Genomic DNA, 18,202 nt, shown 5'->3' on the forward strand with positions numbered 1-18,202 from the left:
CCGTGCGCGACCCGACTACCACCCGGCCGCCGTGGCAGCCATGGTTCGTCTCCTTCACCTGTCGTCGCCCGTCGGGCTCGCGCTCGACCTGGGCTGCGGGACGGGCATGTCGACCCGGGCGGTGAAGTCGATCGCCGAGCAGGTCGTCGCGGTGGACGCGTCGCGTCCGATGCTGGAGCAGGCTGCTCCATCGCCGGGTGTGGCCTACATCCAGGCAAAGGCCGAGCGGCTGCCGGTGCGCGGCGACGTTGCCGAGCTCGTCGTGACCGCCGCCGCGTTCCACTGGTTCGACCAGGACGCCGTGCTCGCCGAGGTCGGGCGGGTCCTCCGACCCGGGGGCGCGTTCGTGACCTACACCGACTTCTTCAGCGGGAACCCGCGAGATGCGACCGCGTGCACGGAGTGGCTCGCCGAGACCTACCGGGCGCGGTTCCCCGCGCCTGCTAGGCGGAGCCACTTCGACCAGCGGGCCTCCGAGGCAGCAGGTCTCGGGTTCGTCGGGCACGAGGAACTGGGGCACGACGTGCCGATGACGGCGGCCGGGTTGACGGATTACCTGATGACCCAGAGCAACGCGACCAGCGCGATCGACGCGGGCCGCGTGAGCCACGAGGAACTGAGGCGATGGCTCGTGGACGAGATCGGGAGCAGGCTCCCGGAGCCGTCGGTCATGGCCGAGTTCACGGGCGACGTGTGGTGCTGCCGGAAGCAGATTCCGTGATGGTGGGCAGGATCGGTCGCTCCGCGTGCGCAGTCAGGCGCGCGCCACGCCGTTCAGCGGTCCCATATCTGTTCCAGGCTGGCGGCGAGCTCTCGCACCGCCGCGTCGGCGTGCAACCGGACGCGGCTCATCGCCAACTCGAACGCCTCGTTGTCGGCGCGCTTCGCGATCACCCAGACCACGACCACGGTGCCGTCCGGCTCGATCCGATAGATGATCCGGTAGTCGCGGTTGCCGACGACGAGCTTCCGAAAGGTCGTCAGGTCCCCACCTGCGCGGTTCCCCAACGGCTGACCGCGCACGTGGGGGTCGGTCCTCAGCTTGCCCAGCGCCTTGGCGACGACCCGTCGAGAGGCCCCGTCAAGATCGAGGAAATCCTCGCGGGCCTCTTCGGTCAGCTTCACCTCGGCCATGACGGCGTTCGTGTCCTACTCGTCGTCCAGGCTGTCGGGATCGATCCCGGCCTCCGCCAGGACCTCGTCGAGGTCGTAGCGACGACCACTGTCCGCGGCAGCACGGACGAGCGCGATGCTCAGGAGTCTCAGGTCGTCCTCCAGTTCGTCGAGCCGCTGGAGACGTTCGATACTGCTGATGTCGACGACGGCCGCGACTGCCTTGTTGTTGCGCAGCAGCACCTGCGGACGGCCGGCCTCGGCGTCCGTCACCAGCTTCGAGACGCCCTTGCTGCTCGCTTCGGTGATGCTGATCAGGTCTCTGGTGTCTACCTTCATGAGCGCACTCCTCGTCCGCTGCTAGGTAGAATCCTACCCAGGAGCTGCATCGGTGCGCCAGCTCGATGTCCCGGCTGCGCAAACCAGTCGTGGACCGGAATCCCGGTGATCATTGCTTTCGTCGGCCATGACAGGTGACCGAGACGCGGTCTGACCCTGTGGTGAAGCGTGGAGCCGCCTTGGGGAGTCGAACCCCAGACCTACGCATTACGAGTGCGTCGCTCTAACCGACTGAGCTAAGGCGGCGGGTGGTGCGCGCCCAGTGTAGCGACCCGCTCGGGGCGCCCCGCCGCCCGGGCCGGTGGGGCGCTGACCGGCGGTTACAGTGGCCCGGCCCGTCCCGAGCGCTGGAGGCCGTCCCTTGGAGAAGATCGACCTCGCGTACGTCTGCGCGCTGTACCGCGAGTACGCGGGCGATCTGGCCGCGGTGGGGAAGCAGCAGCGGGCGTTCGCGGAGTCGATGGGGTCGCGGATGACCCCGCAGCTCGACGACCTCGAAGCGGAGATCACGTACCTGCTGCTGCGGGCCACCCGGCCCGCGGTGGTGATGGAGCTGGGGACGTTCCACGGGTGGTCGACGTCGTGGATCCTCAGCGCCCTGCGCGACAACGGGACGGGGGAGCTGCACAGCTTCGACCGGATCGACAACGTCGTGCGCAACGTCCCCGACGACCTGGCGCGCGGGCGGTGGACGTTCGTGCGGGGGGACATCCAGGAGACGCTGGACCGGGTGCCCGCCGACACCGGCTACCTGTTCGTCGACGCCGCGCACAGCGGCCGGTTCGCCCGCTGGTACCTGGAGCACCTGTTCCCGCGCGTGCCGTCCGGGATCCCGGTGAGCGTGCACGACGTCTACCACTTCCGCGTCACGCTGCCGCTGCACGAGGGCCGCGTGGTGGTGCGCTGGCTGGGCGAACGCGGCGTGCCGTTCTTCACCCCGGCACGCGCGAGAGCCCGGGACGTCTACACGACGCTCACCGGGCTGCGCGAGGAGCTGGGGTTGTCGCCGGTGCGCGGGCCCGGCGACAACCCCATGATCTTCTTCCGGATGCCTCAGGAGTAGAAGGCGCGGATCTCCTCGACGAGGTCCTGCGGCACCTCCATCGAGGCGAAGTGGCCGCCGCGCGGGCGCTCGGTCCAGGACACGATGTTCGTGTTGTCCCGCTCGGCGAACGGGCGGATCGACTTGAAGTCGTCCGCGAACACCGTGACGCCGATCGGGCCGTCGTTGACCACGGGATCCGCGTTCCGCTCGGCGTGGTGGTAGCGCACGGCCGTCGCCGAGGTGTTCGTGAGCCAGTAGAGCGTCACCTGCGTCAGCACCTGGTCCCGGCTGACCAGGCTGGTGCCGTTGCCGAAGTTCTCGAACAGCTCGTTGTAGGCGAGCTGACCCACCGGCGAGTCCGACAGCGCGGCCGCGATCGTCTGCGGGCGGGAGGCGTTCATCTGCGCGTACCCGTTGACGGTCTGGAACCAGCCCGCGAACTGCAGCGCCGCGTAGTCGGCGGGGCTCATCTTCTCGAACTCCGCGGGGTCACCCGACGGGAACGAGAACAGCTGGAGGACGTGGGCACCGAGGAACCCGGGCGGGTTCAGGATCGCGAGCTCGCGGGAGACCATCGCGCCGCCGTCGCTCCCGTGGGCGCCGTACGACTCGTACCCGAGCCCACGCATGAGCGCGTCCCAGGTGCGGGCGACCCGCGCCATCGTCCAGTCGCCCTCGGAGAGCGGGGTGCTGAACCCGAAGCCTGGGATCGAGGGGATCACCACGTGGAAGGCGTCCTCGGCGCGGCCGCCGTGCGCCACCGGGTCGGTGAGGGGGCCGATCACGTCGAGGAAGTCGGCGAACGAGCCCGGGTAGGTGTGGGTGAGCACGATCGGGGTCGCGCCCTCGACGGCCGACCGGACGTGCACGAAGTGGACGGTCTGGCCGTCGATCTCGGTGAGGAAGTGCGGGAACTCGTTCATCCGCTCCTCCTGCGCCCGCCAGTCGAACGCGGTACGCCAGTGCTCCACCGTCTCCCGCAGGTAGGAGACCGGGGTGCCGTAGCTCCAGTCGTCGCCGGGTGCCGGCTCCGGGAACCGCGTGATCTCGAGCCGGTGCTGCAGGTCGTCGAGGTCGGCCTGGGGGACCGCGATCTCGAAGGGGCGGACGGAGAGCGTCTGGGTGCTGGTCATGGTGGCTACGCTAGAGGCAGTACCGGCACAGTTCGTTCCTGTATTCGGAGGAGATGTGCTCGAAACTTCGCGCCGTCTGCTGGCGCTGCTCGGGCTGCTCCAGAAACCCGGCACGTGGCCGGGTGAGGTGCTGGCCGCGCGGCTCGGCGTGGGCGAGCGGACGGTGCGCAAGGACGTCGAGCGGCTCCGGGAGCTCGACTACCCGATCGACACGATCCGCGGGCCACGCGGCGGGTACCGGCTCGGCGACCAGGGCAAGCTGCCGCCCCTCCTGCTCGACGACGACGAGGCCGTGGCGATCGCGGTGGGGTTGCAGGCGGTGACGGCCGTGCGCGGCATCGAGGAGTCGAGCGCCCTCGCGCTGGCGAAGCTCGAGCACGTGCTGCCGTCCCGGCTGCGTCGCCGCGTCCGCGCCCTGCACGACAGCACGTCCACCGGCCCGGCGAACACCGCGACGAACGTGGACGACCCTCCGGTCGACCCGGCACTGCTCACCGAGCTCGCGGTGGCGGTGCGCGACCACACGGGCATCCGGTTCGTCTACCGCGACGACGAGCACGTGGAGGCCGAGCCCTACCGGCTCGTGAGCTGGCAGCAGCGGTGGTACGCCGTGGCGCGGGAACGGCGCACGCGCGAGTGGCGCAGCTACCGCGTCGACTGGATGCGCCTCAAGGTGCCCGGCGGCCCTCGGTTCACCCCCGACCCGCTGCCCGGCGGGGACTACACCGCGTTCGTGCTGCGCGAGGTGGCGTTCACCGGCTGGGCGGTGCACGCCCGCATCGAGGTCGACGCACCCGCCGACGAGGTGCTCGCCCGCATCAACCCGACGGTCGGCGTGGTCGAGACCGTGGACGAGCACCGCAGCGTGCTCGTGACCGGCGGCGACAGCCTCGAGATGGTGGCCGTCTGGATCGGGATGCTCGGCCTCGACTTCCACGTGGCCGAACCCCCCGAGCTCGTCGACCACGTCCGCACGCTCGCGACGCGCTACGCAGGTGCGCTGCCGCAGGTCTGAACGCGCTGAGCGCGACGCAGCCGCAGGAACGGGAGCCAGGCGCGCCGGGCGTGGCGAGCGGGCCGGGCCACGCGGGCGAGCCGGTGGGCATCGGCCTCCGCCAGCAGGGTGCGGCGGTGGTCGGCGGCGATGTCAGCGGCGGTGTGGAGCTGGTTCAGCATGGGGAGAACGATCGTCCGCCGCGGCCCCCGTGCCATCCGTGCGGAGCACGGAACCACCACGGAACCGCGCTCCGTGGTGAGCACTCAGACGACCACGGCACCCATCGCTGCCAGCGCGGACGCGCCCCGCTCCCGCTCCGGGCCGCCCGCGAGGAGCAGGCTGCGGGCCCACTGGTAGCGACACCCCGCCGCCTCCAGCGCCTCCGCCGCCGCCAGGACGCCGGCGCGCTGGCCCGATGCGAGCGCGGCGGCCCGGTCGACGAGCGCCGCGGTGACGGCGTTCTCCGCGGTGGTGGCCCGCACGGCGGCGATGCGCTCGCCGGCGTCCGGCTCCCCGGCGAGCACCCCCGCCTCGGCCCACGCCGCGGCGTACCAGGGGCGCCAGATGCCCTCGTACCAGCGGCGCAGCTCGTGGGGGTGGATCGACAAACAGTCGACCGCCTCGCGGTGCCGCCCGAGGTGCAGCAGCAGGAGCGACTCGAGGTACGCGCTGCTGTGCCGGTCGTGCGTCTGGCGCAGGGACGGCACGAGCGCGCTGAAGATGCGCATCCACTCAGCGCGGGCGGCCTCGTCGCCCCGCATGCCGTGGACCGTGGCCATCGCCCGGGCCGCCCGGCGCAGGGTGGGCACCCGCGGGTTGCCTGCGCGCTCCCAGCCCTCGCGGAACTGGTCGCCCGCGGCGATGGCGCGCTCCCAGTCGCCCTCCAGGGCGCAGACCAGGATCAGCCGCGCCACCCGGACGTGGCCGTCCTCGCGGTGCAACGGGAGGTCGAGGATGCCCTCCGCGAGCCGGCGCGCCTCGGGGAGCCGGCCCGCCGCGATCGCCGACTCGACGGCCATCACGTGCGCGTCGGACAGGTCGAAGCCCACGCCGGGATCGAGGGCGAGCGGCGTGAGCAGCTCGATCCGGTACCGCGCCCCGGCCAGGGCCGCCCGGCACTCTCCCCGCGAGAGCTGAATGGTGGTGAGCCGGTCGAGGGCCGTGCTCTCCGCCATCGGGTCGCCCGCACGCCGCGCGGCCTCCAGCGCGACGCGCACGGCCTCGGCGCAGGCCTCCTCCGTCTCCGGCACGGCGAACGACTCAGCAGCGGCGACGCGCGCCTGCGCGACCGGGTCGTCGCCCGCCAGCTCCCGCGCCTCCTCGATCAGGACGCTCGGCGCGAGTTCGTCCGGACGCGCCGCGATGGTGCCGGACGCGCGGTTCCACAGCTCCGCCGCCCGCGCGAGGTTGCGGGCCGCTGCGGCGGGATCACCGGCGCGGCGGTGGTGCTCGGCCGCCGCCCGGTGCAGCCGGATCGCGTCGTCGCCCGCCAGCCGGCTTGCGGCCACGTCGGCGGCGAGGCGCAGTGCCCCGGCAGCACCCGACTCGTCGGGCGCCACGGCGGCCGCCTGCTCGAAACGCCACTGCGCCTCGCTCGCGATGCCGCGGCGGTGGCACAGCGTGGCCAGCAGCACCTTGCCGTCGTAGGCGTGCTTCGACCCGGCGCCTTCGGCCCAACCGAGCCCGGCCCGCAGCTCGTCGGCGAGCCGGTCGAATCGGGACCGCCACCCCGGGGAGTCGACCTCGTCGTCGGCGAGCAGGTCGGCCGCCGTGCGCAGCGCCCACTCCAGGTGGCGCGTGCGGCAGTCGGCGAGCTCGCCGTCCTGCTCCAGCAGCTCCACACCGTACTGGCGGACGGTCTCCAGCGCCCGGTAGCGCGTGCCGTCGGACGCCGCGACGGACACCAGGAGGCTGTGGTCGGTGAGCGCCGCGAGGTGGGCGGCCACCTCCCGCTCGGCCACCGGCTGCGCCCCCGCCACCGCCACCGCGCTCTCCACGCGGAACGGCCCCGCGAACACCGCAACCCGCCGCAGCACCGCTCTGACCTGCGGATCCAGTAGCGCGTAGCTCCAGTCGAGCGTGGAGCGCAGCGAGCGGTGCCTGCTGTCGACGCGCCGCGCACCGGTGAGCAGCTGCAACCGGTCGGCCAGCCCGGCCTCCAGCCCGTCGAGGCCGAGCGCGGGCAGCCGGGCGGCCGCCAGCTCGATGGCGAGCGGGACGCCGTCGAGCCCGCGGCAGACCCGGGCGATGCGGGGCCGGTCGTCCGGCTGCAGCGCCACACCAGCGGCCGCGGCGCGTTCCTCGAACAGCGCGACGGCGTCGCCCTCCGTGCGGTCGACCGACATCCCGGCCACCGGGAACACCCGCTCGAACGGCAGCAGCAGCCGGGCCCTGCTGGTGGCCAGCACGGTGGTGCCGGGGCTGTGGGCGAGCAGCCGCTCCACCAGGTCGGCGACGCCGTCGACGAGGTGCTCGCAGTTGTCGAGCAGGAGCAGGGCGCTGCGGTGGCCGGCCCAGTCGAGCACGGTCTGCAGCCGGGTGCGGCCCTGCTGCTCACCGAGCCCCAGCGCGGCGGCCACGGTGGGAGCGATCATCGAGGCGTCGGTGACGGGGACGAGGTCGACGTACCGCACGCCGTCGGCGAACCGGTCGGCGACGTCGGCGGCCACCGCCAGCGCGAGGCGCGTCTTGCCCACGCCACCCGGCCCGACCGCGGTGACGAGGCGCTGGCTCTGCAGCGCCGCCGCCAGCTCGGCCCGCTCCCGGGCCCGGCCCACGAACGGGGTGAGCGCGGGCGGCAACGCGGGGGTGGACGCCGGTGCGGGTGCGGCCGCCCGCTCGCCCGCGATGAGGGTGAGCGCCCTGCGGTCCTCCGCCCCGAGCTTGCGCAGCAGCGAGGAGACGTGGCTCTCCACGGTGCGGACGGAGATGAACAGCCGCGTGGCGATCTCGGAATTCGTGAGGTGCTCGCCGACGGCCGCCAGCACCTCGGCCTCCCGCGCCGAGATCAGCGTGTGCGCCGTGTCCCCCACACCAGTGGATTCTGCCCGACGACTCCGACGAGCAAATGGAGTTCGCCGTCGGCTGACCTCTAGGCCGTGTTGAGGAAGTCCGGGTCGATGGGCTTCGTGATCCAGGCGGCGCTAGCCGCGCTGCAGCGCTGTCATCATCGCCTCGACGGCGATGTCGGGCTTGACGTTCTGGTCGAGCGCGGTGCGGCACGCCAGCACCGCCTCCAGCCTGCGCAGCACCGACTCGGGCGACCAGTCCGTGGCGGCCCGCCGCACGTCGGACTCGCGGTCGGGGTGGGTGAGGGGCACCTGCGCGCCGCTGCCCACCACCAGCGCGTCGCGGAGGAACCCGGCGAGGTCGGTGAGCGCCCGGTCGAGCGCGTCGCGCTGGGTGCGCGTGTTGCGCGACTTCTGCTGCCGCTCCAGGTCGCGCTCGGCGGCCTTGGCGCCGCGGGCGGCCGCAGCGGCCCCCTTGCCGGTGCCGCCCGCCCCCATCGCGACGGCGAGCTCCTCGCGCTCGGCGGCGTCGCGGCTCTCGCTGAGCTCGGTGGCCTCGGCCTTGGCGTCGCGCACCAGGTCGCTCGCGTAGGTGAATGCGTCGCCGAGGTTGCGCACGCGCAGCGGCAGGCCCAGCACCAGCTCCCGGTGGGCCCGGGCGGCCGGGTCGCGGGCGAGCCTGCGCGCCCGCCCGACGTGCCCGGCCGCCACGGACGCCGCCCAGCTCGCGGTCTCCTGGTCGATGCCGTCGCGGCGCACCAGCACGTCGGCGATGGCCGGGGCCGACGGCGTGCGCAGCGGGATCGGCCGGCACCGCGACCGGATGGTGACGGCGACGTCCTCCGGGTGGTCCGACGGCGCGCAGAGCAGGAAGATCGTCTGGTCGGGTGGTTCCTCGACGGCCTTGAGCAGCGCGTTGGCGGCGTTCTCGGTGAGCCGGTCGGCGTCGGTGATGATGAGGATCTGGTAGCGCCCGGTGGCCGGGCGGCGGGCGGCGGACTGCACGAGCTGGCGCATCGAGCGCACCGAGATCGACAACCCCTCCGGCACCACCTCGCGCACGTCGGAGTGGGTGCCCGCGAGGACGGTGTGGCAGGCCGTGCACTCGCCGCACCCGTGCCGCGGGCACTGCAGCGCGGCCGCGAACGCGCGCGCCGCCACCGACCGCCCGGATCCGGGCGGGCCGGTGAAGAGCCACGCGTGGGTCATGGCGGTGGGATCGGACGCCGCGGCGGACAGCTCGGCCACGGCGGCCGGCTGCCCGACCACCTCGTCCCAGACCGTCATCGCCCGATCACCGCCGTGTCCTCCTCCCGGGACGGTGCGGGGGGCAGCAGCGGCTCCACCCCGCGGAAGACTCGCTCCGCCACCTCGTCGCGCGTGCCGTCGGCGTCGACCACCACGTAGCGGTGCGGCTCCGCTGCGGCCATCCGCGTGAGCAGGCGCTGGACGCGCACGTGCTCCTCACCGGCCACGCCACCGGCCGGCGGCGGCGCCTCCACCGGCGCGCGGTCGAGCAGCACCGACGCGTCGGGCCGCAGCCGGCCGGTGGCCCAGGCGGCGATGCTCTCCAGCTCGTGCGGGTCGAGCTGGGGCTCGCCGGACCCGTGGTGGGCGGCCACCCCGAACTGCACCAGCGGGCTCACGAGGAACCGGTCGACGACCACCACGGCACCCTGCGCCAGCGCCGGGCGGATCACGCGTTCCACCTGGTCGGCCCGTACGGCGGCCGCGGCGAGCGCCCGGGCCCGCGCCCCGGACAGGGCCGCCTCGCGCGTGGCGGCGCTCCACCGCTCCCGGTCGCGCTCGCCGCCGTCGGGCTCCACGACGAAGTGGCCCGCCGCCCGCAGCCGCTGGGCCAGCCGCGCCGCCTGCTCGGTGGTCTCCTCGGCCGGAGCCCCCTCCACGGCTATCAGCACGCCACCGCCGTGGCGCGGCTCGCCGCGGCGCAGGGCCGCCAGCAGGTCGGGCAGGATCGGCTCGGTGCGCCGGTCGTCCATCTGCCGGTACGCGAGCATGCCGACCACGGCGGCCACCAGGCCGCCCGCGAGCATCACCACGCGGGTGCCGTCGACGAGGAACGGGTAGCCGAACAGCTCGACCCGCCGGGCGCTGACGAGGCCGACGATCACCGGGACCAGCGCCATGGAGCCGAGCAGCGTGAGCCGCACGATCGACTGCACGAACGCGACGATGCGCCCGCGCACCTCGTCGGCCACCTGCGAGCCGATGATCGTGAGCCCGGTGAGGAACGCGATGCCCGCGAAACCCCCCACCAGCATGACGGCCCCGATCGCCACGAACAGGTGCGGGGCGAGCGACACCAGCACCAGCGCGATCCCGGCCGCGACGATCGCGGCGCCGAAGAGCCGGTTGTGCGGGATGCGGCGCGCCATCCGCGGCGCGGCACCCATGCCGAGGGCCAGCCCGACGAACACCGACGCGAACAGCACGCCGTACGCGGCGTTGCCACCCCCGAGGCTGGCGGCGTAGAGGGTGGCCGACCCCACCACCGTGCCGCCCGCCGCGAAGGCTCCGACGATGCCGGTGACGAGCCCGCGGATCAGCGGCGTGCGCACGACGAACGACGCGCCGTCGCGCAGCATGCCGACGACGCTGGGACCCGCCGCCCTGCGCTCGGTGGCGCGCCCGGAGATCTCCGGGATGCGGAACCAGACCGTGAGCGCGATGACGAGGTAGGCGGCACCGCTCAGGAAGAGCGCGACGAACACCGTGTGCAGTGCCGAGCCAGTCCCGCCGAGCATCCCGCCCACGCGGTTGATCACGGCGAACAGGCTGGCCGCGGTGATGACGGCGACCCCGTAGGTCATCACCAGGTTGAGCTGGTTGGCCGTCTCCACCTGGTCGGGGCGGCGCAGCAGGTTGGGCACCGACGCGTCCTTGGCCGGGATCCAGAACAGCGCGCAGATCTCGATCAGGAACGTGGCGAGGAACAGCCACCACAGCGACCCGACCAGCGGGATGGACACGAAGAGGGCGAACCGCAGCAGGTCGCACACCACCATCACGCGGCGGCGGTCGAACTTGTCGGCGAGCGCCCCGGCGAGCGGCCCCAGCACCAGCGCCGGGAACAGCTTGGTGGCCACCACGCCGCCGAGCGCGAAGCTCTGCGCCGTGTAGCCGCTGGTGAGCTGGGTGGCGAGGGCGGACAGGGCGAGCAGGCTCATCCAGTCGCACATGCCCGCGACGGACGTGACCAGCCACAACCTGCGGAACGCCGGGATGGCGAGCACGCTGCGGACGCGGTGCGATGTGGGGGCCGACAGCTGCGGCGCAGGGCCGGGCGGACGTGGCGGTACGGACTCGGTGGCGATCGCCGCTCACCTCCTCCGCGTGCCGGCCGCATTCCCCGCCCAGGGTAGCCGGGACACCCCGCGTGCCCCGCTCGGAGCGGCGGCCCATCAGGCCCTACCAGGGGTGTTCGAGGATCGCCGAGACCATCTGCACCAGGATCACCACGAACACCAGCACGAAGAACAGGTTGAACAGCCGCGAGCCGAACCGCCCGCGCGTCAACCGCGAGAGCCCGAGGATCCCGGGCTCGTCGACGATCCGCGGCCGCGGCGGCGGGCCGGGCGGCCACCCGGGAGGCCGTGGCCGGGGGATCTCCTCGTGCAGCCTGCGCTCCGCGGGCGTCCCGTCGGGGGGCACGTCCCGCGCGGACGAACCCTCATCCGAACAGGCACTCACGTGGGCGGATGGTAGGCGCGCACCTTTCCCCGATCGAGGAACCCGGACGTGGCGGCGCGGCGGTGACCCGAACAGGTGAGGTCAGTCGCCGTCCCCTTCGTCGTCATCGTCGTCATCGTCGCCGGGGGCGTCGGGTGGTGGGGGTGCCTCGCCGCTGGAGATGCTGAGCTCCACGGTCTCGCCCGGCAGTGCCGACCCCCGCGGGTTCTGGCCCACCACGGTGCCCCGGTCGGCGGCGTTGTCGACCTCTCGCACCGACACCGACCAGCCCGCGTCCTCCAGCTCCTCGCGCGCCTCGTTCTCGGAGTCGCCCACCACGTCGGGGATGCGCGACTCGGCACCACCTTCGAGGAAGCGGTCGTCGACGGTGGGGAGCGGGAGCACCGGGAGCGGGTCGGTGAGCGGCTTCATCGCGCCGAACCACGTCTCGGCGGGCGTCTTGCCGCCGAAGATGTTGCCGCTGCGGCACGGGAACGGCGACCCGGCGCCGTCGCACAGCGGGCGGGGCGAGCGCGAGTTGTCGAACGTGATGACCGCCCCGGCCATCTGCGGCACGAACCCGACGAACGCCGCCGACTTGTGCTGCTGGGTGGTGCCGGTCTTGCCCGCCATCGGCCGGTTCCAGCCCACCTGGCTCGCGGCGCCCGCCGCCGTGCCGCCCGGCACGTCGTCCTTGCTGAGCGCGTTGAACATGGCGTTGGCCAGGCCCGGCTCGACGGCCTGCTCGCACGGCGCCTCGGTGACCGGCACCGGGTTGCCCGCGGCGTCGGTGATCGACTCGATGGGGCTGGGCGGGCACCAGGTGCCCGCGCTGGCCAGGGTGGCGCCGACGTTCGAGAGTTCGAGCACGCTGGTGGGGCTGACGCCCAGGGTGAACGAGGCCAGGTTCTGCGCCTTCGTGACCTCGGCGATCGAGCGGTCGGTGGGGCGGCCGGTGCCCGGGTCGACGAATGGGGTCTTGGCCAGGGAGCGCATGCCGAGCCGGACCGCCATGTCGACGACCGGCGGCACGCCGGTGAACTCCTCGAGCTTGATGAACGCGGTGTTGGGCGACTGCGCCAGCGCGTCGGTGAGCGACATGCGCGGCGGCAGGTTGTCGCTGGAGTTGCGGACCGGGAGCGGCCGGCCCGCCCCGTCGATGTAGATCGGCGAGGCGTAGCCGCTCGGGGGCACCGTGAGCTGGTAGTTGATGCCCAGGCCCTTCTCCAGGGCCGTGGCGGCGGTGAAGATCTTGTAGACCGAGCCCGCACCCAGGTTGACCGGCTCGTACGGCAGCCCGTAGCTCGTCTCGAGCTCCTCGGCGTCGAGCCCGAACGTGCGGCTGGAGGCCATCCCGAGCACGCGGTGCTTGTCGCGGCCCGGCTGCACGACCGACATCACGTTGGCGACGTTGGGCTGCTTCGGCGGCACCTCGGCGTCGAGCGAGGCCTTCATGGTGTTGAGCACGTTGCGGTCGAGCGTGCTCTTGATCGTGTAGCCGCCGCGGTTGAGCTGGTCGAGGGAGAAGCCGGCCTCGGTGAGGTAGTCCACCACGTACTTGCAGAAGAACCCGGCGTCGCCCGCGCCGATGCAGCCGTTGGGCTGGGTGTTGAGCGGGCTGACCACGCCGAGCGGGGTGGCGAGCGCCGCCTCCGCCTGCGCGCTGTCGATCATCTGCTGGTCGCGCATCTGGTGGATCACCAGGTTGCGCCGCTCCAGCGCCGCCTCCGGGTTGGTGACCGGGTCGAACGCCGAGGTGCTGTTGACCATGCCGGCCAGCAGTGCGGCCTGCGGGACCGTGAGCTGGTCGGGGGTGGTGCCGAAGTAGGTGCGCGCCGCCGCCGCGATGCCCGCCGCCCCGTTGCCGAAGGAGACGATGTTGAGGTAGCGGGTGAGGATCTCGTCCTTGGAGAGCCGCTGCTCCATCTGCAGGGCGATCTGCGCTTCCTTGAGCTTGCGCGCTGGGGTCTGCTCGGTGGCCTTGAGCCGCTCCGTCTCCGTCTCCGCGGCCACGTAGAGCATGTAGTTCTTGACGTACTGCTGGGTGAGCGTGGACGCGCCCTGCACCACCTCACCGGACGCGGAGTTGGCGGCGAGCGCGCGCAGCGTGCCCTGCCAGTCGACGCCCTGGTGCTGGTAGAACCGCCGGTCCTCGATGGCCACGATGGCCGCCTTCATGGCGGGCGAGATCTGGTCGGCCGTGACGGATCGCCGGTTCTGGCCCTGCTCGAAGAACCGCGCGATCGGCACGCCCGCCGAGTCGGTGACCGTGGTGGACTGGGGCAGCGGGCCGTCCACCAGGTCGGCGGACACCGTGTTGACGCTGTCGCCGGTGTCGCTGGCGATCAGCCCCAGACCTGCGGTGACGGGGAAGGCCATCCCCGCGACGACCACGCCTGCGAGGAGCCCGAGCCCGAGCAGCAGGCCGATCGGCCGGGCGAGATGGCGCGGGAAGCTCACGGGGCGCCAGGTTACGCCGACCGCCGGATGGAGTAGGGGAGATCGCCCGACCGCGATTGAGTAATTTTGCTCGGTTACCGGTGGAACCCCGGCCTCTGAGAATTCGTCTGTGCTGGTCATGACGAGCACGGGATCCGGGGAGGGGCGACCATGACGGGCCGGTGGAACTGGCGGGTTGCTGCACGGTGCCGCACGACCGACGCGGAAGGCCTCTTCGTCACGGGGGCACGGCAGCGGGAGGCGAAGCTGTTCTGCCGGGCCTGCCCGGTACGCACGGAGTGCCTCGCCCACGCCCTCGACCAGCGCATCGAGTTCGGGGTGTGGGGCGGCATGACCGAGCGCGAGCGCCGCGCGCTGCTGCGGGCCCGGCCGGACGTCACGTCGTGGGCCGACCTCCTGCACGACGCCCGCACGGCCCACTACGAGTCGGTGGCGGAGGAGACGGCCGAGCAGCTGGCGCGGGCGGCCGAACGAGAGCAGCGCCGCCGCCACCACGGGCTGGACGAGACGGCGTGACGCGGCGGCGCCCGCCGCTCAGGCGCGCATGGCCGCCAGCATGCGGAACAGAGCCGTGAGCACGGCGTCGAGGTCGGCGGGGTCGCCGCTCTCGGCGAGCCAGAGCGCCGCCTCGTTCATCGCGCCCGACAGCAGCCGGGCCAGCGGCGCCACCGGCTGGGGCACCACCACGCCCGCCTCCACGAGCGTGGTCAGCGCGTCGGCGAGGTGGCGGGCCGACCCGCCCTCGTCCATCGCACGCCACTCGCTCCACCCGAGCACGGCGGGCCCGTCCAGGAGCATGATCCGGCGGACGGCGTGGTCGGTGCTCGCCGTGAGGAAGGCGCGGCACCCCGCCAGCAGCCGATCCCACGGGTCGGTCTCCGCACCTGCCGTCGTCGCCACCGTGCGCCCGACCTCGTCCTGCACCTGGGCCAGCACCGCGCGGAACAGGTCGGTCTTGCCGCCCTCGAAGTGGTGGTAGAGCGCCCCTTTCGTCACCCCCGCCTCGCGCACGATCTCCGCCAGGCCCACCGCGGCGTACCCGCGCGTCGCGAACAGCCGCCTGCTCACGGCCAGCAGCTCGGCGCGCGTCCGCTCCCGCTGCTCCACCCGTCCCATCTCGCCCGCCTCCGTTGACATACCGTTGGTATGTGAACTACCGTCTTCACATACCAACGGTACGCGAATCAGGGGGAACCGTGCAGCTGACCAGCTTCTACCCGGTGATCGGCACGTCCCGGCTGCGGGAGGCGCACGAGTTCTACACGCGCTTCTTCGGCTTCGATACCACGTTCGAGGCGGACTGGTACGTCAGCCTGCGCCGGGCCGGCCCGCCCGCCTACGAGCTCGCCCTCCTCGACCACACCCACCCCACCCTCCCGGAGGGCCACCGCCGCCCGGTGCAGGGGCTGCTGCTCAACTTCGAGGTGGCCGACGTCGACGCCGAGTGGGAGCGCCTCGTCGTGCGCGGCGGGCTGAGCCCGCTGCTGGAACTGCGCAGCGAGCCGTTCGGGCAGCGCCACTTCATCGTCGCCGACCCGTGCGGGGTGCTGATCGACGTGATCACGAACATCGCGCCGGCCCCGGAGTACGCCTCAGCCTTCGTCGAACCCGGCGGACCCACGGTGGGCTGACGGGTCTCGATGGCAAGAACCGGGCGTAGGACGTCCGTTCTCGATCTCGTGCTGTGCCGGCAACACCCCTAGCGTCCCGCTTGTTGAGGCCCGCCGACACGAAGGAGAACAACGTTCGTGAAACCGCAGAACGCCAAGGGACTCGCCACTCAGCTCGTCGCCCGGCTCGCCGTCAGCACGCTTCTCGCCGCTGCCGTCGTGCTCCCCGCTGCAGTCGTCCAGGAATCACCTGACGGCGTCTCGACGCGACAGGTCGAGCCCGTGATGTACGTCGACTGCAGCTTCTGGGCCACCCTGCTCTGGGGCTGCCACCCCCGCACCGGCTGACCCCGCCAGGCCCCCGGCAACAGGTCGCGTCAGCGGACCGAACGCAGGGCCGGGGCGCCGGCCTCCGCGGTGCCCGCGAGCCGCTCGCCGACCTCGCGCAGCCCGTCGAGGTCGGCGATGTCGCCCGCCACCACCGGTACCCGCGCCACCGCCACGCCCGGGTGGGCGGCGGTGAAGCGGGAGAGCAGGCGCTCCTCCCGGTCGGCGAGGTCCACGCGGTCGGCGTGCAGCCGCAGCACGGCCGCCGCGAGCGGCGCCGACCGCATCTCCTCGGCCACGGCACGGGCCCGGGTGGCGGAGAGGTCGGCCAGCACCGGGTGGGTGCGGTTGAGCACCAGACCGGCCAGCGGCATGTCGTCGGCGGCGAGCCGGTCGACGAAGTAGGCGGCCTCGCGCAGCGCGTCCGGCTCCGGCGCGGCCACCACGAGGAACGCGGTGCCCGGCGAGCGCAGCAGGGCGTAGGTGGCCGTGGCCCGCTCCCGGAACCCGCCGAACATCGTGTCGAAGGCCTGCACGAACGCCGACGCGTCGGCCAGCATCTGGCCGCCGATGATCGTCGAGACGGCCTTGGCGAACAGCGAGAAGCCCGCGCCCACGAGCTTGCGCAGCCCGCGCCCGCCCGCCCGCGCGGGGGCGGACAGCAGGCGGATCATCCGGCCGTCGAGGAACGTGGACATGCGCTGCGGCGCGTCCAGGAAGTCCAGCGCGGAGCGCGACGGCGGCGTGTCGACCACGATGAGGTCCCACTCGCCGGTGGCCGCGAGCTGACCCAGCTTCTCCATCGCCATGTACTCCTGCGTGCCGGAGAACGACGAGGAGATCGTCTGGTAGAAGGGGTTGGCGATGATCGCCTCGGCCCGGTCGGGCTCGGCGTGGGCGTGGACCATCTCGTCGAAGGTCCGGCGCATGTCCAGCATCATCGCGTGCAGGTCGCCCCGTGCGGCGGCCACGCGGCCGGGCTCGTTGCCGAGGGCCTGCATGCCGAGGGCCTGGGCGAGGCGGCGCGCGGGGTCGATGGTGAGCACCACGGTGCGCCTGCCCCGCTCGGCGGCGCGGATCGCCAGCGCGGCCGACGTGGTGGTCTTGCCGACCCCACCGGACCCGCAGCACACCACGATCCGGGTGCCCGGGTCGTCCAGCAACGCGTCCACGTCGAGCTCCGGAGTGGTGCGCGGGCTCACGATCCGACCCCGCTCGCCACCGGCCGGCCCACGCCCTGCTCCACGAGCGACTCGGCCAGCTCGTACAGCGAGCCGAGGTCCACCCCCTCCACGAGCTGGGGCAGCTCCAGCCGGGGCAGCGCCACCGCCTCCTCGAGCCGGGTGAGCGCCGCGGCCTCGCCGTGCACGCGCACGGCATGCTCCACGGTCTCGGCCACGAGCCCGTCGATGACGTCGGAGGGCAGGTCGAGCCCGGCGGAGGCCAGGCCCGCGCGGATGCGGCCGGAATCGACCCGGCCACCCGCCGCGGCGGTCACCGACCGGTCGGGCAACCACTGCGGCCGCACCCGGTTGACGATCACCGCACCCACCGGGAACCCCGCAGCGGTGAGCTCGTCCACCGTCTCGAGCGTCTCGGTGACGGGCAGGTCCTCCAGCAGCGTGACCAGGTGCACCGCGGTGAGCGGCGAGTGCAGCACCTGCACCACGCCCGCGGCCTGGCTGTGGATCGGGCCGGTGCGCGCGAGGTCGGCCATCGCCTTCGTGACGTCGAGGAAGCTCACCACGCGGCCGGTGGGCGGCGCGTCGAGCACCACGGCGTCGTACACCGGCTGCCCGGCGGCGTCGCGCCGGTTGACGCACTCCTTGACCTTGCCGGTGAGCAGCACGTCACGCAGCCCCGGGGCGAGCGTGGTGGCGAACTCCACAGCTCCCATCCGGCGCAGCGTGCGGCCGGCCATCCCGAGCCGGTAGAAGAGCTCGAAGTACTCCAGCAGCGCCGCCTCCGCGTCGACGGCGAGGGCCTTGACCTCGCCGCCACCGGGCGCGATCGCGATCCGGCGCTCCTCGTACGGGAGCGGGGGAGTGTCGAACAGCTGGGCGATGCCCTGCCGGCCCTCCACCTCGACGAGCAGCGTGCGCCGGCCGCCCGAGGCCAGCGCCAGCGCCAGCGCCGCGGCCACGGTGGTCTTGCCGGTGCCACCCTTGCCGGACACGACGTGCAGGCGGGCCGCCGACAACTCTGCTGGCCAACCGGATGAGCTCACCGCTCCAGGTTACGGAGCCGCGCCGCGACCGGCCGTCCGAGCGGGTGAGGCGCTTACTACAGTGACCAGTCATGACCTCCCCCGGTTCGTCGGACGTCAGGTGGGAATACCTCACCGCTCCCGTGCTCATCCACAACACGCAGGCGATCCTCAACAACTTCGGCCGGGACGGCTGGGAACTCGTCACCGTCACCACCGGCGCCAACCCCGAGCAGCTCGTGGCGTGGTTCAAGCGCCCGGTGCGGAGCTGACG

The 18,202-nt window shown here is 73.1% G+C and carries 19 protein-coding genes and 1 tRNA gene; 7 read left to right on the forward strand and 13 right to left on the reverse strand.

Translation table 11 applies throughout. The annotated features are described in order from the left end of the window. The first annotated feature begins 40 nt into the window (after nt 1–40). On the forward strand, nt 41–721 hold the full coding sequence (locus ACFPL3_RS16855; RefSeq protein ID WP_343939378.1) for a class I SAM-dependent methyltransferase: 681 nt from the start codon (nt 41–43) through the stop codon (nt 719–721). Nucleotides 722–774: 53 nt separating this feature from the next. Here the strand turns inward: ACFPL3_RS16855 and ACFPL3_RS16860 are convergent, their stop codons facing one another. The 3 genes from ACFPL3_RS16860 to ACFPL3_RS16870 all read right to left on the reverse strand — a co-directional run bounded on the left by ACFPL3_RS16860 (nt 775) and on the right by ACFPL3_RS16870 (nt 1,698). Further along, nucleotides 775–1,134, reverse strand: a complete 360-nt coding sequence (locus ACFPL3_RS16860; RefSeq protein ID WP_343939380.1) for a type II toxin-antitoxin system RelE family toxin — start codon at nt 1,132–1,134, stop codon at nt 775–777. Between the two features lie 15 nt (nt 1,135–1,149). Next, nucleotides 1,150–1,452: a type II toxin-antitoxin system Phd/YefM family antitoxin gene (locus ACFPL3_RS16865; protein ID WP_343939382.1), complete on the reverse strand. Its 303-nt coding sequence runs from the start codon at nt 1,450–1,452 to the stop codon at nt 1,150–1,152. A 169-nt stretch (nt 1,453–1,621) separates the two neighbouring features. Continuing rightward, nucleotides 1,622–1,698 (reverse strand) — tRNA-Thr (locus ACFPL3_RS16870). A gap of 115 nt (nt 1,699–1,813) precedes the next feature. On the opposite strand from ACFPL3_RS16870, the gene ACFPL3_RS16875 reads away from it, so the two are divergent. Continuing rightward, nucleotides 1,814–2,515, forward strand: a complete 702-nt coding sequence (locus ACFPL3_RS16875) for a class I SAM-dependent methyltransferase (protein ID WP_343939384.1) — start codon at nt 1,814–1,816, stop codon at nt 2,513–2,515. Here the strand turns inward: ACFPL3_RS16875 and ACFPL3_RS16880 are convergent. After that, complete coding sequence (locus ACFPL3_RS16880) at nt 2,506–3,630, reverse strand: epoxide hydrolase family protein (protein WP_343939386.1); 1,125 nt, start codon at nt 3,628–3,630, stop codon at nt 2,506–2,508. The two genes, ACFPL3_RS16875 and ACFPL3_RS16880, sit on opposite strands and share 10 nt — an antisense overlap. A 55-nt stretch (nt 3,631–3,685) precedes the next feature. On the opposite strand from ACFPL3_RS16880, the gene ACFPL3_RS16885 reads away from it, so the two are divergent. Next, on the forward strand, nt 3,686–4,645 hold the full coding sequence (locus ACFPL3_RS16885; protein ID WP_343939388.1) for a helix-turn-helix transcriptional regulator: 960 nt from the start codon (nt 3,686–3,688) through the stop codon (nt 4,643–4,645). Here ACFPL3_RS16885 and ACFPL3_RS16890 read toward each other — a convergent pair. The 6 genes from ACFPL3_RS16890 to ACFPL3_RS16915 form a co-directional block, all read right to left on the reverse strand. Next, the gene (locus ACFPL3_RS16890) at nt 4,618–4,806 is read right to left on the reverse strand and encodes a hypothetical protein (RefSeq protein WP_343939390.1); all 189 of its coding nucleotides are present in this window, start codon (nt 4,804–4,806) and stop codon (nt 4,618–4,620) included. The genes ACFPL3_RS16885 and ACFPL3_RS16890 overlap by 28 nt on opposite strands. A gap of 84 nt (nt 4,807–4,890) precedes the next feature. Further along, on the reverse strand, nt 4,891–7,659 hold the full coding sequence (locus tag ACFPL3_RS16895) for an ATP-binding protein (protein WP_343939392.1): 2,769 nt from the start codon (nt 7,657–7,659) through the stop codon (nt 4,891–4,893). A 111-nt stretch (nt 7,660–7,770) separates the two neighbouring features. After that, complete coding sequence (locus ACFPL3_RS16900) at nt 7,771–8,922, reverse strand: DNA polymerase III subunit delta' (protein ID WP_343939395.1); 1,152 nt, start codon at nt 8,920–8,922, stop codon at nt 7,771–7,773. Then, nucleotides 8,919–10,889 (reverse strand): bifunctional MFS transporter/dTMP kinase, encoded by a 1,971-nt coding sequence (locus ACFPL3_RS16905; RefSeq protein WP_379589291.1) that lies wholly within the window; start codon nt 10,887–10,889, stop codon nt 8,919–8,921. Before ACFPL3_RS16905 ends, ACFPL3_RS16900 begins: the two co-directional genes overlap by 4 nt. Before the next feature lie 175 nt (nt 10,890–11,064). Beyond that, entirely contained in the window at nt 11,065–11,346 is a 282-nt protein-coding gene (locus tag ACFPL3_RS16910; RefSeq protein ID WP_343939399.1) for a hypothetical protein, read from the reverse strand. A gap of 81 nt (nt 11,347–11,427) precedes the next feature. Beyond that, nucleotides 11,428–13,785, reverse strand: coding sequence for a transglycosylase domain-containing protein (locus ACFPL3_RS16915; RefSeq protein ID WP_343939401.1), 2,358 nt, complete (start codon nt 13,783–13,785; stop codon nt 11,428–11,430). A gap of 150 nt (nt 13,786–13,935) precedes the next feature. Between ACFPL3_RS16915 and ACFPL3_RS16920 the strand changes: the two genes are divergently transcribed. After that, nucleotides 13,936–14,301, forward strand: coding sequence for a WhiB family transcriptional regulator (locus ACFPL3_RS16920; protein WP_343939403.1), 366 nt, complete (start codon nt 13,936–13,938; stop codon nt 14,299–14,301). Nucleotides 14,302–14,319: 18 nt separating this feature from the next. Here ACFPL3_RS16920 and ACFPL3_RS16925 read toward each other — a convergent pair whose 3' ends face one another. Beyond that, a complete protein-coding gene (locus tag ACFPL3_RS16925) occupies nt 14,320–14,901 on the reverse strand; it encodes a TetR/AcrR family transcriptional regulator (RefSeq protein WP_343939404.1) in 582 nt (193 codons plus the stop codon). Between the two features lie 80 nt (nt 14,902–14,981). On the opposite strand from ACFPL3_RS16925, the gene ACFPL3_RS16930 reads away from it, so the two are divergent. Next, nucleotides 14,982–15,416: a VOC family protein gene (locus ACFPL3_RS16930; RefSeq protein ID WP_343939406.1), complete on the forward strand. Its 435-nt coding sequence runs from the start codon at nt 14,982–14,984 to the stop codon at nt 15,414–15,416. Nucleotides 15,417–15,533: 117 nt separating this feature from the next. Beyond that, nucleotides 15,534–15,743, forward strand: coding sequence for a hypothetical protein (locus ACFPL3_RS16935; protein WP_343939408.1), 210 nt, complete (start codon nt 15,534–15,536; stop codon nt 15,741–15,743). Between the two features lie 29 nt (nt 15,744–15,772). On the opposite strand, the gene bagB is transcribed toward ACFPL3_RS16935, so the two are convergent. Together bagB and bagA are read right to left on the reverse strand one after the other, a co-directional pair. After that, nucleotides 15,773–16,924 carry an ATPase BagB gene (gene bagB / locus ACFPL3_RS16940; RefSeq protein WP_343939410.1) on the reverse strand — a complete coding sequence of 384 codons (1,152 nt, stop codon included), beginning with the start codon at nt 16,922–16,924 and terminating at the stop codon, nt 15,773–15,775. Continuing rightward, nucleotides 16,921–17,949, reverse strand: a complete 1,029-nt coding sequence (gene bagA / locus ACFPL3_RS16945; RefSeq protein ID WP_343939412.1) for an ATPase BagA — start codon at nt 17,947–17,949, stop codon at nt 16,921–16,923. Before bagA ends, bagB begins: the two co-directional genes overlap by 4 nt. Before the next feature lie 71 nt (nt 17,950–18,020). Here bagA and ACFPL3_RS16950 point away from each other — a divergent pair, with 71 nt between their 5' ends. Beyond that, nucleotides 18,021–18,200, forward strand: coding sequence for a DUF4177 domain-containing protein (locus ACFPL3_RS16950; protein ID WP_324244201.1), 180 nt, complete (start codon nt 18,021–18,023; stop codon nt 18,198–18,200). Nucleotides 18,201–18,202: the final 2 nt, after the last annotated feature.

The sequence above is a fragment of the Pseudonocardia zijingensis genome, assembly GCF_042657305.1.
Taxonomy (GTDB): Bacteria; Actinomycetota; Actinomycetes; order Mycobacteriales; family Pseudonocardiaceae; genus Pseudonocardia; species Pseudonocardia zijingensis.